The sequence below is a fragment of the Citrobacter sp. XT1-2-2 genome, from assembly GCF_023516235.1.
GTDB lineage: Bacteria > Pseudomonadota > Gammaproteobacteria > Enterobacterales > Enterobacteriaceae > Citrobacter > Citrobacter werkmanii.
Map to the genome: position 1 here is coordinate 2268500 of NZ_CP097324.1, position 12956 is coordinate 2281455.

Below are 12956 nucleotides of genomic sequence, written 5' to 3' on the forward strand. Positions count from 1 at the left end.
TTTCTGTATCGGGTAAATGGAAATTATTTATTTAACAAATGGCCCATTTTCGCGGCTTTGGTATCCAGATAATGTTCATTATTCGGGTTACGACCCACAATCAACGGCACGCGTTCAACGATATTGATACCCGCCTCGGTCAGAATTTCCACTTTCTTCGGGTTATTGGTCAACAAACGTACCTCGTCAACGCCCAGCAGTTTGAACATGTCCGCACACAGTGTGAAATCACGCTCGTCTGCTGCAAAGCCTAACTGATGATTGGCTTCAACGGTATCATAACCCTGGTCCTGCAGCGCATAGGCGCGGATTTTATTTAACAGTCCAATGTTGCGCCCTTCCTGACGATGATAGAGCAGAATGCCACGCCCTTCTTCGGCAATATGCGACAGGGCTGCTTCGAGCTGGAAACCACAATCGCAACGCAGGCTAAACAGCGCATCGCCAGTCAGACACTCAGAGTGGACACGTGCCAGGACAGGCGTTTGGCCTGTAATATCGCCAAAAATCAGTGCGACATGATCGTGTCCGGTTGCCAGTTCTTCAAATCCCACCATCAGGAAATCACCCCAGGGGGTTGGCAGTTTGGCTTCTGCCACACGTTTAAGCTGCATGTAATTCTCCAGATTATGCTGGCACTGTCGTGCCGTCGCCTGTTGGCTTCTGTTCTGTATTGCACTATTTTGCCATAAGCCAGCGATGTTCACCTAATTGCGACAACGGATTCGCTTTTGGAATGGCACAAAATTGTCAATTTTCCCGGCGTGCGCATTTTTCAGTTATGATTGTGAGACTTATCAACGAAAGGAGAGGCAATGCTTTCAATTGCAAAGCGCACCGCAGTCGGCGCCGGACTGCTGCTTATCATGCCGGTTGCTGTATGGGTATCAGGCTGGAACTGGCAACCTGGGCATAATGTCTGGTGGTTAAAATCCCTGTTCTGGGTAACGGAAACGGTGACACAGCCATGGGGGATTATCACTCACGTAGTGCTCTGTGCATGGTTTTTATGGTGTCTGCGTTTTCGTCTGAAAGCGGCGGTAATGCTGTTTGCGATCCTGGCGGTGGCGATTTTAGTTGGGCAGGGCGTGAAGTCATGGGTTAAAGATAAGGTGCAGGAACCGCGGCCATTTGTTGTATGGCTGGAAAAAACGCACCATATTCCGGTGGATGAGTTCTACACTTTAAAACGGAAAGATCGCGGGAACTTAGTCAAAGAACAATTAGCCGAACAGCGGGACGTGCCAACGTTTCTACGTAAGCACTGGCAAAAAGAAACAGGATTTGCTTTTCCCTCCGGGCATACAATGTTTGCTGCCAGTTGGGCTTTGCTGGCGGTAGGATTGCTGTGGCCGCGCAGACGTACGCTGACTATAGCATTCTTACTTATCTGGGCGACGGGGGTGATGGGGAGCCGCTTGCTGCTGGGAATGCACTGGCCCCGTGATTTGGTGGTCGCAACGCTGATTTCCTGGCTGTTGGTGACCCTGGCAACCTGGCTTGCGCAGCGGATATGCGGACCCTTAACACCGCCAGTGCAGGAGACGAAAGAAATCGCGCAGCGTGAGCAAGAAAGTTAGCTATGATTGATTTTTCGAATTTTGCCCTTAAATCAGAAGGCATAAAGCGCTTTTCCATTTCGCACTCGGTGTGAAAATGGTAATTTAAAGGGCTCAACGCGGTAAGTTGGACACGATTTATTCGCTTAAACCACATAACGGGAAGTAATGTGAAATATTTACTCATTTTCTTACTGGTGTTGGCGATTTTTGTTATTTCGGTGACATTAGGTGCGCAAAACGATCAACAGGTTACGTTTAATTACCTGCTGGCTCAGGGTGAGTATCGTATCTCTACGCTGCTTGCTGTATTGTTTGCAGCAGGTTTTGCGATTGGTTGGCTAATTTGCGGCCTTTTCTGGCTGAAGGTTCGAGTGTCTCTTGCGCGCGCCGAACGTAAAATCAAACGACTGGAAAACCAGCTTGCGCCTGCGACCGACGTTGCGGTACCCGCCGATTCGTCGGTTGTAAAGGAATAATTATTTATGTTGGAGTTGTTGTTTCTGCTTTTACCTGTAGCCGCTGCCTATGGGTGGTATATGGGTCGCAGAAGTGCGCAACAAACAAAGCAGGATGAAGCCAACCGACTTTCCCGTGACTATGTCGCCGGGGTTAACTTCCTCCTGAGCAACCAACAAGATAAAGCGGTGGATCTGTTCCTTGATATGCTGAAAGAGGACACGGGCACCGTTGAGGCTCATCTCACCCTCGGAAACCTGTTCCGTTCGCGCGGTGAAGTCGATCGTGCAATCCGCATCCACCAAACGCTTATGGAAAGTGCCTCGCTGACATACGAACAGCGCTTGCTGGCAGTGCAACAACTGGGCCGCGACTACATGGCCGCAGGCCTGTATGACCGTGCGGAAGACATGTTCAATCAGCTTACTGATGAAACAGATTTTCGCGTTGGGGCATTACAACAGTTGCTGCAAATTTATCAGGCAACCAGCGAATGGCAAAAAGCCATTGACGTTGCAGAGCGTCTGGTAAAGCTTGGCAAAGACAAACAACGCATTGAGATAGCGCATTTCTATTGCGAACTGGCGTTACAGCAAATGGGCAACGACGATATGGATCGTGCCATGACGCTGTTGAAAAAAGGGGCGGCAGCAGACAAAAACAGCGCCCGCGTTTCCATTATGATGGGGCGCGTATATATGCTGAACGGCGATTACTCCAGGGCGGTTGAAAGTCTGCAACGGGTGATTTCTCAGGATAAAGAGCTGGTCAGTGAAACGCTGGAAATGCTGCAAAGCTGCTACCAGCATCTGGGCAAAAACGATGAGTGGGCAGAGTTTTTACGCCGTGCGGTTGAGGAAAATACCGGTGCCGCCGCTGAACTGATGCTTGCAGATATCCTTGAGGCGCGTGAGGGAACTGATACCGCTCAGGTTTATATTACTCGTCAGCTGCAGCGCCATCCTACGATGCGTGTATTCCACAAGCTGATGGATTATCATCTTAACGAAGCAGAAGAAGGGCGCGCCAAAGAGAGCCTGATGGTGCTGCGCGATATGGTCGGGGAGCAGGTACGTAGTAAGCCGCGCTATCGCTGTCAAAAATGCGGGTTTACCGCTTATACGCTGTACTGGCATTGTCCATCCTGCCGTTCATGGTCAACCATTAAACCTATTCGTGGGCTTGATGGGCTGTAATTTTTAAAAAAGCTTCAACTTAGTTACAACATCCTTATAGGGTGTAATCGTCCCATCATCAACCTCCACAGCCGGTTCGCCTGGCAGAAATGTAATCGCGCCTGTTAATTTTCTATTGCCGCAGGTAGAATGCACGCCGTTTACCCATTTTGCGCCACCGGTGGCGCCCATCCTCAGGAAGGTCTGGTCATGACGTTTACTGCTTCATCTTCTTCTCGTGCTGTTACTGATTCTCCTGTCGTTGTCGCTCTTGATTACGCAAATCGTGATAAAGCATTAGCTTTTGTCGACAGAATTGATCCTCGTGATTGCCGTTTGAAAGTGGGCAAAGAGATGTTCACGCTTTTTGGACCTCAGTTGGTTCGCGAACTACAACAGCGCGGTTTTGACGTCTTTCTGGATTTGAAATTTCATGATATTCCCAATACAACTGCACATGCCGTAGCTGCGGCTGCCGACCTTGGCGTGTGGATGGTTAACGTACACGCCTCTGGCGGGGCGCGCATGATGACGGCAGCCCGTGAGGCCCTGGTGCCTTTTGGTAACGATGCGCCATTGCTGATTGCTGTGACGGTGCTAACCAGCATGGAAGCCAGCGATCTGGCCGATCTCGGTGTGACGTTGTCACCTGCGGAGCATGCTGAAAGACTGGCGCGTTTAACCCAACATTGCGGGCTGGATGGAGTCGTATGCTCTGCCCAGGAAGCGGTACGTTTCAAACAGGCGTTTGGACAGGCATTTAAGTTAGTGACCCCGGGTATTCGTCCTGAAGGCAGCGAGGCGGGCGATCAGCGTCGTATTATGACGCCAGAGCAGGCGCAGTTAGCCGGTGTGGATTACATGGTGATTGGTCGTCCGGTCACGCAGTCTGCCGACCCGGCGCAGACGCTGAAGATGATCAATGCCACTCTGAAACGAGGTGTGTAAATGAGCGATTCAAACTCTCGCCTGGTCTATTCAACCGACTCCGGACGCATTGAAGAACCGAAGGCCGCCCCTGAGCGTCCAAAGGGTGATGGTATTGTCCGCATTCAACGCCAGACCAGCGGTCGTAAAGGCAAGGGCGTGTGCCTGATCACCGGTATTGATCAGGATGATGCGGAACTGGCTAAATTAGCCGCGGAACTGAAGAAAAAATGTGGTTGCGGTGGGGCGGTAAAAGATGGCGTGATTGAAATTCAGGGCGATAAACGTGACCTGATAAAATCATTGCTGGAGGCCAAAGGCATGAAAGTCAAACTGGCTGGCGGTTAATAAAAAAGCCACGGAGATAATCCGTGGCTTTTTAAAATACAGAGCTGAAAAAGTAAACGTTTAATTATATCGAGCCGGTCAACCGTAAATTATTTACCTACCTGATGGCCAATAATACCACCAACAGCAGCACCACCCAGCGTACCCAGCGCGCTGCCATCGGTCAGGACTGCACCACCTACTGCACCCGCACCGGCACCGATAGCGGTATTGCGATCGCGTTTGGACCAGTTAGAGCAGGCGCTCAGAGACATTGCCAGAGTAAGCGCCAGAATGGCTGCGGTCATTTTTTTGCTCGTTACTAACATAATACTTTCTCCTGAATTATTGATTCACGGAATCCAGTGTTCTTTAAGGATAGCGTTAAATCGCGACTATCAAAGATATTTCCGTGAAACCGTTTAGCGAAGGCATGACAACCAATATCCTGCAGTTGGATGTTCGCTCCTGTTATATCGCTAATATTAATTCTACGAGTTTATCCTGTTAACAACAGGTAAAAAGTCTTAATTGGGTTGTCAGATAACTCTCAGAGAGGAGATGATTTGCCTGCCGACAAATCATCTTGCGCAGCCATTATGCGTTGGTATCAATGATATTGACGGTTAATCCTGAATGTTCAAGCTGCATTTGTACGCTGGCGCTGAGCTTAGAGTCCGTCACGACGCGACTGAATCGTGCTAAAGGCCCCAGGGTATAAGGATGAATGGCGTCAAATTTTGAGCTGTCGGTAAGCACAATAACCTCTGCGCCTTTTTCCAGTACCGCATTAACCACATCAGAACGCATCATATCGCGTCCGGTGAAGCCGGTTTCTGCCTGCCAGCCATCAATGCCGATGAAGGCCTTACTGAAGTGTACCTGCTGGATAAACTGGCGAGTCAGGGGGCCGACCATGCTCTCACTTTTCTTCTGATAAATCCCGCCGAGGAGAATCACTTCACAGGGTGTTTCTTTGAGCAGGTGAGCGATGTAGCTGCTCACCGTAATGATAGTGACATCTTTTTGCTCCGCCAGGGTTCTTGCCAGGAGCGCATTGCTGCTGCCATTCTCAATGAATACAGACTCGCCGGGGCTGACCAGTGATGCAGCGAATTCGGCCAGCTCACGTTTTAGCGTGAAATTGGTCATCATGCGTGTTTCCACATCATCGCTGTTCAATGAAACAGCAAATCCGTGCGCACGGCGTAAATAACTCTGTTTTTCCAGCGTATTCAGATCCTGTCGAATCGTCACTTCTGAAACGCCGGTGATTTTTGCCAGATCGGCGACGCTCATCTGACCTTTATCGGTCACCATCTGCAAAATGGATTGTTGTCGGGAATTCATAGTATTAATTTTTATAGCAATATCGTATCGGAAAATAAACGGAAGTCTGCTGATAGCAGTAACATCAAGAGAGCGATGTCATCAGATCTCCCACGGAGCTTTCTGTTTAGTTGACAAAGATTGAGTATCTTCTTTGACTGTGTTTAACAGTTCAGCCTTCAGAATTTCGAGATTGTGGATGGCTGAGTGGTAATCACCTGCAACGAGGATATCCAGCACGGTATCAATGCGTTCGGCCAGACGCTGAGCGTCGATATCAGACATGGTCATCATCCAAAGGGCAATAGAGTTTGAATTTCATGATGCAGAATTTCATGGCAAAAGAGAAGGGAAAAATAGTATTAACCTGAATGATTGAAGAATATTATATATTCTGTGATTACATACAGATAGAATCATCACGTATTGTCCATTTATGGCTATTTTCTTCGAGGAATCTTTCTGCATTATCGCGTTTTTTTATTCAGGTGTCGTCGATACCATCGTTCGAACGCAACTGCAGGCATCGGCTTGGCGAATAAAAATCCCTGACGCTCATTGACGCCGTTCTTGGTCAAAAACGCATCCTCTTTTGCACTTTCAACGCCTTCGGCGATGACCTGCAGGTTGAGCGCTTGCGCGACCGCGACAATGGCCCGCACCAGCGACTGCGAAATAGGTTGCTTGTGCACATCTCTGACAAAGGTTTGATCCAGTTTTATCGCATCAAGCGGGAAGCGGGCCAGTTGAGATAGCGACGAATAACCGGTGCCAAAATCATCCAAATGGATTTGTGCCCCCAACTGACTAAATTGCTGAATGACGGATAGCGCCAACTGCTCATTTTCAATCAAACTGCTTTCCGTTAATTCAACATCGATCGGGCAGTATTCAAAGTTGAGATCGTGAAGCACCTGCTTGAGAGCGGTAAATAGCGTCTGGTCGGCGAGCTGGCGCGCAGACACGTTTACCGCCACGCGTAGATTTATCCCCTTGGCACGCCATTTTGCCACCTGGCGCACGACGTCCAGAATAACCCATCGACCGAGCGGAACGATGAGCCCTGATTCTTCGGCGTAGGAGATAAACTCCAACGGCGGTATGAGGCCACGTTCCGGGGACTGCCAACGAACCAGAGCCTCCAGACTACGAACTTCTCCGCGCCAGGTTATTTTTGGCTGATAGTGGATAACCAGTTGATCGTTTTCCAGCGCCTTACGCAGATTGGTATCCAACCACAAATATTCAAAAACTCGTTGATTCATTTCCGGTGAGAAGACGCAAAACTGACCACGACCGCCTTCTTTTGCTGTGTACATGGCCGTATCCGCGTTACGGATGACGCTCTCGCCGTCCTGTCCATGCTGTGGCGCGAGAGAAATACCGATTGAACATCCGGTATAGACTTCTATCAGTCCAATGCGAAAAGGTTGACGCAGGCGCGTCAGGATACGCGATGCCGTAGCCTCCAGCGCACCCTGGGACGTTTCGGTGGCAAGGACAATGAATTCATCACCGCCAAACCTGGCCAGTAGCTGGTTGTCGTCGAGGCAACTGAGGATAGCCAGCGACACGCTTTGTAACAACTGATCGCCAAACATATGACCGTAGGCGTCGTTCACCTTTTTAAAGTTATCCAAATCGAGATAGACAATCCCAACCTGCGTATCGCCCGCGTTTTCAATGGCGTTGCTGATCAGCTCGTGAATTGCGTTGCGGTTCGGTAAACCAGTGATGGAGTCGGTATTGGCCAATACCCGTAGACGTTCCTGCGCGCGGCGCTCTTCAGTAATATCGGTACCGGAACAGATCAGAAATATTTCGTTCTTGCCGCTACCGTTATGCACAAACTTATTGCGGAACAGAAACAGACGCTGGCCTTTGCAGGTTTTAACCCAACGTTCGACCTCATAAGAGTTACCTTCGCGAAAAAACACCTCAATGTTGCGCCGTGAGGCTGCGGCCTCGCGCCGGCTCATAAACAGCGTGAAAACGCTTTGGCCAATCACTTCGCGCTCTTTGAGACCGGTGTACTCTTCGCACAGGCGATTAAAACGTTGAATGTTGCCCATACGGTCAAGAATGACAATGACGGAGTTAGCTTCAGAAACGACCTGCTCAGCGAAAGAGAGGCCGTGAGCCAGGTCGCGCGCGACGGAAGGGGTGTCATCCCAGGCGGATGCGCTTCCCGCCCATTCGCGCTTATTGATTTTCCTGCCGACCAGATGCACGGGTATGTCGTCATCTTCAATGGGAAGCGTCATCAACAGGCTCGATGTAATCACCGTCATTTCGCGAATGCGGTCGGCTTGCTCAGCTGACAATTCGACGGTCTGATCGACTGCTGACGCTTCGTCGATAGAGAAATGCAGGATGTTGCAATCCTCTGACAAACGCCAGTAGGGGTTATGAGTGCCCACATAGCTATACAACGTAACCCGCTCCCGGACGTCTTTCATGATGTGTACTATCCCGTTTAAAGCGCATAGAGCCTCAAAAGTATAGTTAGCCATGATTCATACAGGGTGACTATGGCTGAACGTATTGTTTTATTTATGTATTTATATGTAATGCAGAATCTAAAAAAAGCAAAGCTAGCGGAACTGAAAATAGTAAAAAATAAATTAGACCGGATGAAAGAAGTGTAGTGCGTGATGGAGATTTGGGAGGGAAAAGAAAACGACCTTTCACAGAAAGAGAAAGGCCGTTAGCTTTATCAATGTTACACGGCTGGACGTGCGATAACGCTGCGGGTTTCCATCCGCACTTCGGCAATGGTTACATCAATCACATCCGTGACTTTGTAAACCACTTCACCTTTGATTTGTACGGTGCCGCTTTCCTGGCTGCATACCAGTTCGTCACGAACAGCATGCAGGAACGGGGCCGGAATAAATGCGACTGCGCCATTATCCACTAAACGTACTCGCATACCGCCGCGGCTGACGTCAATGATCTCGGCCGCGAAGCGGACGTCGGTGCCGGCTTTGTCGCTCAAGAAGCGGGCGTATAACCAGTCACCCACATCGCGTTCAGCCATGCGGTTCAGACGACGACGTTCGGCCATTTGCAGGGTCGTATCATCCTGCGGACGGGCAATCGTTTCGCCTTTGATGACGGCCTTAAGCAGACGGTGGTTGATCATGTCGCCATACTTACGAATAGGAGAGGTCCAGGTGGCATATGCTTCCAGACCCAGCCCAAAGTGCGGGCCTGGTTCGGTGCTGATTTCAGCATACGACTGGAACCGGCGGATACGGCTATCGAGGAAACCGGAAGGCTGCGCATCCAGTTCGCGGCGCAGTTTGCAGAAGCCTTCCAGCGTCAGGACCTCTTCGGCATCTACATGCATACCATGGGTTTTCAGTAGCGCGGCCAGTGCGTCAGCGTTTGCCGGATCAAATCCCATATGGACGTTATAAATTCCAAAGCCCAGCGTGTCGCGAAGAACGCGTGCAGCACAAATATTTGCCGCAATCATTGACTCTTCTACGATACGGTTAGCGATGCGACGCGGTTCCGCCACAATATCCAGCACTTCGCCTTTTTCACCGAGGACAAAACGGTAATCCGGACGATCTTTAAATACTAACGCGTGGTTGTGACGCCATTCACCCCGGCTCAGACAAATACGATGCAGTAGACGGATTTGTTCAGCAATCGCGTCGTTTTCAGGCTGCCAGTCGCCGGTGCCTTCCAGCCAGTCGGAGACGTTGTCATAGGCCAACTTCGCTTTAGACTCGATAGTCGCAGCGAAGAAGGTGATGTTGTCTTCAATCGTACCGTCGGCGGTAATGATCATGCGGCAAGCCAGAACCGGGCGTACTTCGTTCGCGCGCAGAGAACAGAGATCGTCAGACAGTTCACGTGGCAGCATCGGGATATTGAATCCCGGCAGATAGTTGGTGAACGCACGAATCTTCGCCGTTTTATCCAGTTTGCTGCCTTCTGCAATCCAGGCGGTAGGATCGGCAATAGCAACGGTTAACTGTAGCTTGCCATCGGCCAGTTCTTCAGCATACAGCGCATCGTCCATATCTTCGGTGCTGGCGCTGTCGATGGTGACGAAATTGAGGGCGGTCAGGTCCTGACGCACCAGACCTTCGTCCAGCATTTCGGTCGCAACGCCGTCCGGTGCTTCTTTTTCGAGATTATGGCGCGCCAGCGTGACCCACCACGGGACAAAGTGATCGTCCGCAAAGGTGATAAATTGGGTTAGTTCAGCGTAGAAGGTGCGATCGCCTTTCAGCGGATGGCGGCGCATTTCTGCCACGGCCCAGTCACCTTCTTTAAATTCATGCTCAACGCCACGGGCGGCGCGACAAGGGATCGCCTCTTTCAGTAACGGATGATCCGGCACAATAGACAGACGGTCATTTTTGCCCTGAACTTTACCCACGAAGCGCGTCAGGAAGGGTTCGATTAGCTCTTCCGGTTCAGCAGACTCACGATCTTTTTCCGTATGGATCACCGCAACAATACGGTCGCCATGCATCACTTTTTTCATCTGCGGCGGTGGAATGAAATAGCTTTTTTGTGCATCGACTTCCAGGAAGCCAAAGCCTTTTTCCGTGGCTTTTACCACCCCTTCAGCACGCGGCGTCTGGGAATGTAGTTGCTGTTTAAGCTGCGCTAGCAGCGGGTTGTCCTGAAGCATAATTGTCTATTTTCGTGGCTAAAAGAGCGGCTGACAGTTTTACGCGATTCTGTCAGTTGCAGCAAGCGCTCTTTAAGTAAGTGGATCGGTTAATACGTCTCGCCCAGCGCGATTTTCAAGCGATTTAACCATCCGCATAATCCACTCCAGGCCAGCAGGTTAATCGCCTGTTCTGAAGAGATACCCTGATCGAACAACGGTGTTAACAGTGCGGCGCTAAAGCGGTCGGGCGCTCGGGTGAGCCATTGTACCGCCTGCAGGGTGACGCGCTCAACCGGATGTCGTTGTTCCCAGCGCTGCAATTCACGTTCATCCTGACGAAGGACAGTGATGATGTCAGTTAATTCATATGCCGTATGCGCATGTTCATTAAAGCAGGACACGCTGCCGTTGATGCGTGATGTCATCAGGGTCGTCAGAGAAAATGCCCGCGTCGGCATATCGCTGCGTAGCGTGCTGGAAATCAGTGACCCAAGTAAATCTAAAACGGCAGGTGAATGTGCTAGCAGGGGGAGCAGCGCGTGCAGTTCGTTGGGATAATCCGCGCGCAGTTTCGCGCGGGTGTGCATCTGCTCGGGTTCTAATGGCGCAGCGTGCCAGCTGGCGTTGGTGGCGCTAAATGGCGAAGCGTGAGCGAATTGCTGTATATCGAGGCCCGGTATTCGACGTACCGGGTGAGCGCTGCAGGCCTGAAGTAATGCGACTACCCGGGCCTGAAAACCGACGAAGCCGATGATTTGATTCATCAATATGCTATCGCAGCTGGTCAGCCCGACCGCATCCAGGTGCTGACGGTCCCGCTCGCCGATCACAGCCGGTGAACTGGCGAGCTGGCGCGCATATTGGGTGATTTGCGCCAGTCGATGATTACTTTCGCGAGACGAATCAGGACCGGGCAGCGGCGTTAAGCGCGCGGCATAGTGATTACACAATCGCTGCACGCCATACACCTGAGCGACGGTCAGGGCTGTACTCATCCGTTCATAGGCGCTGAACGTATGCATCCGATCCAGTACGACGTGAGCAGGGAAAAGAAGTTGGGCAAGTTTACGGGCAGGGGTTAACCAGGATTGAAAGGGTAAAAGCACGTCATGAGGTATCGCCAGGTCCAGTAAAAAGCTGTCGTCAACATGAGCGGCCTCCGGCACCAGCGGCAGAACATCTTGCGGATACGTGCTGGATTGCGTCTCATGATACCAGTGGCTTTTGCCTACAATGCGGCGTTGTTCCATGGGCGTTCCTTGGTCTAAAAAGTGGCGACCCGGACACGTCGTCATACATCTACGCCGGATCGTTTGCGCTGCAATATCCTGACGTAAGCCGATGAGGGGATGAAAGATTGTTACGTGATAATAAATATCGGAAAAGTATATATGGCACAGGGCAGTGGAGGAGGAGGTGAAAATCATGGGCGACGGCAGGCCGCCCACAGAGGACTAAACGATTATTTCAGATCCAGCTCGTTCATCGCTGCAATGCTGAAGCCACCATCTACGTGAACGACTTCACCAGAGATGCCGGCAGAAAGATCGGAGCACAGGAATGCTGCGGAATTGCCTACATCTTCAATCGTCACGGTGCGGCGAATCGGCGTCACCGCTTCACAATGCGCCAGCATTTTACGGAAATCTTTGATGCCGGAAGCGGCAAGAGTGCGGATTGGACCTGCGGAAATGGCGTTCACTCGTACACCTTCAGGACCCATTGCGTTAGCCATGTAACGGACGTTGGCTTCCAGAGACGCTTTCGCCAGACCCATCACGTTGTAGTTAGGGATTGCGCGCTCTGCACCCAGGTAGGATAGCGTCAGTAGCGCAGAGCCAGGGTTAAGCATAGAGCGGCAAGCTTTTGCCATCGCAACAAAGCTGTAAGCGCTGATGTCATGAGCAATTTTAAAACCTTCGCGGGTGACCGCATTCACATAGTCGCCATCCAACTGGTCAGCAGGCGCGAAACCGATGGAATGCACGAATCCGTCGAATTTCGGCCAGGAGTGGCTCAGTTCAGCGAACATCGCATCGATGCTGGCATCTTCGGCAACATCACATTGTAGTACGATGCTGGACCCCAGTTGAGCGGCAAATTCCTCCACTCGGCCTTTTAGTTTGTCGTTCTGGTAGGTGAACGCCAGTTCAGCGCCTTCACGATGCATTGCCTGAGCGATTCCCCAGGCAATGGACAATTTACTGGCAAGACCCGTCACCAGAAGACGCTTACCGGAAAGAAAACCCATAGCTTTAATCCTTATGGTCATTGCTTCTTCGTAGCAATCAATGCGTGATGATTGCCATGTCAAAAACGCGCGAAATTGGGCTGAAATTATATCCTACTCATTGTTCCTTTTAGAATGGTTATCACCCCTAAATGCCCCTTACCATTCATTGCAAATGGCGAGGATATTACTTCCCCTGGTTGTGCTTTGCCCGACCCGTATTGCATTGAAGACAATGAGAAAATACAAGGCTTTAAAGGCGCTAAAATGGTATTATTAAGGCGCTAGCTGATGTTAATAAACATAGCAAG

General features: G+C 50.7%; 13 protein-coding genes. 5 read left to right on the forward strand and 8 right to left on the reverse strand.

The window, feature by feature from the left end; genetic code table 11:
- Nucleotides 1-23 precede the first annotated feature (23 nt).
- On the reverse strand, nucleotides 24-614 hold the full coding sequence (ribA, locus tag M4I31_RS10750) for a GTP cyclohydrolase II (protein ID WP_038640958.1): 591 nt from the start codon (nucleotides 612-614) through the stop codon (nucleotides 24-26).
- A gap of 201 nt (nucleotides 615-815) precedes the next feature.
- Here ribA and pgpB point away from each other — a divergent pair, with 201 nt between their 5' ends.
- The 5 genes from pgpB to yciH all read left to right on the forward strand — a co-directional run bounded on the left by pgpB (nucleotide 816) and on the right by yciH (nucleotide 4468).
- Nucleotides 816-1580 carry a phosphatidylglycerophosphatase B gene (gene pgpB, locus M4I31_RS10755; protein ID WP_085048101.1) on the forward strand — a complete coding sequence of 255 codons (765 nt, stop codon included), beginning with the start codon at nucleotides 816-818 and terminating at the stop codon, nucleotides 1578-1580.
- Nucleotides 1581-1729: 149 nt separating this feature from the next.
- Nucleotides 1730-2038 (forward strand): LapA family protein, encoded by a 309-nt coding sequence (locus M4I31_RS10760; RefSeq protein ID WP_038640953.1) that lies wholly within the window; start codon nucleotides 1730-1732, stop codon nucleotides 2036-2038.
- Between the two features lie 6 nt (nucleotides 2039-2044).
- Nucleotides 2045-3214 carry a lipopolysaccharide assembly protein LapB gene (lapB, locus tag M4I31_RS10765; RefSeq protein WP_038640951.1) on the forward strand — a complete coding sequence of 390 codons (1170 nt, stop codon included), beginning with the start codon at nucleotides 2045-2047 and terminating at the stop codon, nucleotides 3212-3214.
- Nucleotides 3215-3403: 189 nt separating this feature from the next.
- Nucleotides 3404-4141, forward strand: coding sequence for an orotidine-5'-phosphate decarboxylase (gene pyrF, locus M4I31_RS10770; RefSeq protein ID WP_139815561.1), 738 nt, complete (start codon nucleotides 3404-3406; stop codon nucleotides 4139-4141).
- Nucleotides 4142-4468, forward strand: coding sequence for a stress response translation initiation inhibitor YciH (yciH, locus tag M4I31_RS10775; protein ID WP_061381244.1), 327 nt, complete (start codon nucleotides 4142-4144; stop codon nucleotides 4466-4468). It begins immediately after the preceding gene.
- Between the two features lie 89 nt (nucleotides 4469-4557).
- Here yciH and osmB read toward each other — a convergent pair whose 3' ends face one another.
- The 7 genes from osmB to fabI all read right to left on the reverse strand — a co-directional run bounded on the left by osmB (nucleotide 4558) and on the right by fabI (nucleotide 12666).
- Entirely contained in the window at nucleotides 4558-4776 is a 219-nt protein-coding gene (gene osmB / locus M4I31_RS10780) for an osmotically-inducible lipoprotein OsmB (RefSeq protein ID WP_038640946.1), read from the reverse strand.
- A gap of 268 nt (nucleotides 4777-5044) precedes the next feature.
- Nucleotides 5045-5797, reverse strand: a complete 753-nt coding sequence (locus M4I31_RS10785; RefSeq protein WP_085048103.1) for a DNA-binding transcriptional regulator YciT — start codon at nucleotides 5795-5797, stop codon at nucleotides 5045-5047.
- 81 nt (nucleotides 5798-5878) lie between these two features.
- Nucleotides 5879-6061: a hypothetical protein gene (locus tag M4I31_RS10790; protein WP_042308514.1), complete on the reverse strand. Its 183-nt coding sequence runs from the start codon at nucleotides 6059-6061 to the stop codon at nucleotides 5879-5881.
- A 182-nt stretch (nucleotides 6062-6243) separates the two neighbouring features.
- The gene (pdeR, locus tag M4I31_RS10795; protein ID WP_085048104.1) at nucleotides 6244-8235 is read right to left on the reverse strand and encodes a cyclic di-GMP phosphodiesterase; all 1992 of its coding nucleotides are present in this window, start codon (nucleotides 8233-8235) and stop codon (nucleotides 6244-6246) included.
- A gap of 263 nt (nucleotides 8236-8498) precedes the next feature.
- A complete protein-coding gene (locus tag M4I31_RS10800; RefSeq protein WP_085048105.1) occupies nucleotides 8499-10433 on the reverse strand; it encodes an exoribonuclease II in 1935 nt (644 codons plus the stop codon).
- Nucleotides 10434-10522: 89 nt separating this feature from the next.
- Nucleotides 10523-11665 (reverse strand): carboxymuconolactone decarboxylase family protein, encoded by a 1143-nt coding sequence (locus M4I31_RS10805; RefSeq protein WP_085048106.1) that lies wholly within the window; start codon nucleotides 11663-11665, stop codon nucleotides 10523-10525.
- Between the two features lie 212 nt (nucleotides 11666-11877).
- A complete protein-coding gene (fabI, locus tag M4I31_RS10810; protein WP_038640941.1) occupies nucleotides 11878-12666 on the reverse strand; it encodes an enoyl-ACP reductase FabI in 789 nt (262 codons plus the stop codon).
- Between the last annotated feature and the right edge of the window lie 290 nt (nucleotides 12667-12956).

Excerpts from the sequence above, each read along its gene's own strand:
- ribA (WP_038640958.1), bottom strand. The coding sequence starts at position 614 with ATGCAGCTTAAACGTGTGGCAGAAGCCAAACTGCCAACCCCCTGGGGT.
- lapB (WP_038640951.1), top strand. The coding sequence starts at position 2,045 with ATGTTGGAGTTGTTGTTTCTGCTTTTACCTGTAGCCGCTGCCTATGGG.
- M4I31_RS10800 (WP_085048105.1), bottom strand. The coding sequence starts at position 10,433 with ATGCTTCAGGACAACCCGCTGCTAGCGCAGCTTAAACAGCAACTACAT.
- osmB (WP_038640946.1), bottom strand. The coding sequence starts at position 4,776 with ATGTTAGTAACGAGCAAAAAAATGACCGCAGCCATTCTGGCGCTTACT.
- pyrF (WP_139815561.1), top strand. The coding sequence starts at position 3,404 with ATGACGTTTACTGCTTCATCTTCTTCTCGTGCTGTTACTGATTCTCCT.
- yciH (WP_061381244.1), top strand. The coding sequence starts at position 4,142 with ATGAGCGATTCAAACTCTCGCCTGGTCTATTCAACCGACTCCGGACGC.
- M4I31_RS10785 (WP_085048103.1), bottom strand. The coding sequence starts at position 5,797 with ATGAATTCCCGACAACAATCCATTTTGCAGATGGTGACCGATAAAGGT.
- fabI (WP_038640941.1), bottom strand. The coding sequence starts at position 12,666 with ATGGGTTTTCTTTCCGGTAAGCGTCTTCTGGTGACGGGTCTTGCCAGT.
- M4I31_RS10790 (WP_042308514.1), bottom strand. The coding sequence starts at position 6,061 with ATGTCTGATATCGACGCTCAGCGTCTGGCCGAACGCATTGATACCGTG.
- pgpB (WP_085048101.1), top strand. The coding sequence starts at position 816 with ATGCTTTCAATTGCAAAGCGCACCGCAGTCGGCGCCGGACTGCTGCTT.
- pdeR (WP_085048104.1), bottom strand. The coding sequence starts at position 8,235 with ATGAAAGACGTCCGGGAGCGGGTTACGTTGTATAGCTATGTGGGCACT.
- M4I31_RS10805 (WP_085048106.1), bottom strand. The coding sequence starts at position 11,665 with ATGGAACAACGCCGCATTGTAGGCAAAAGCCACTGGTATCATGAGACG.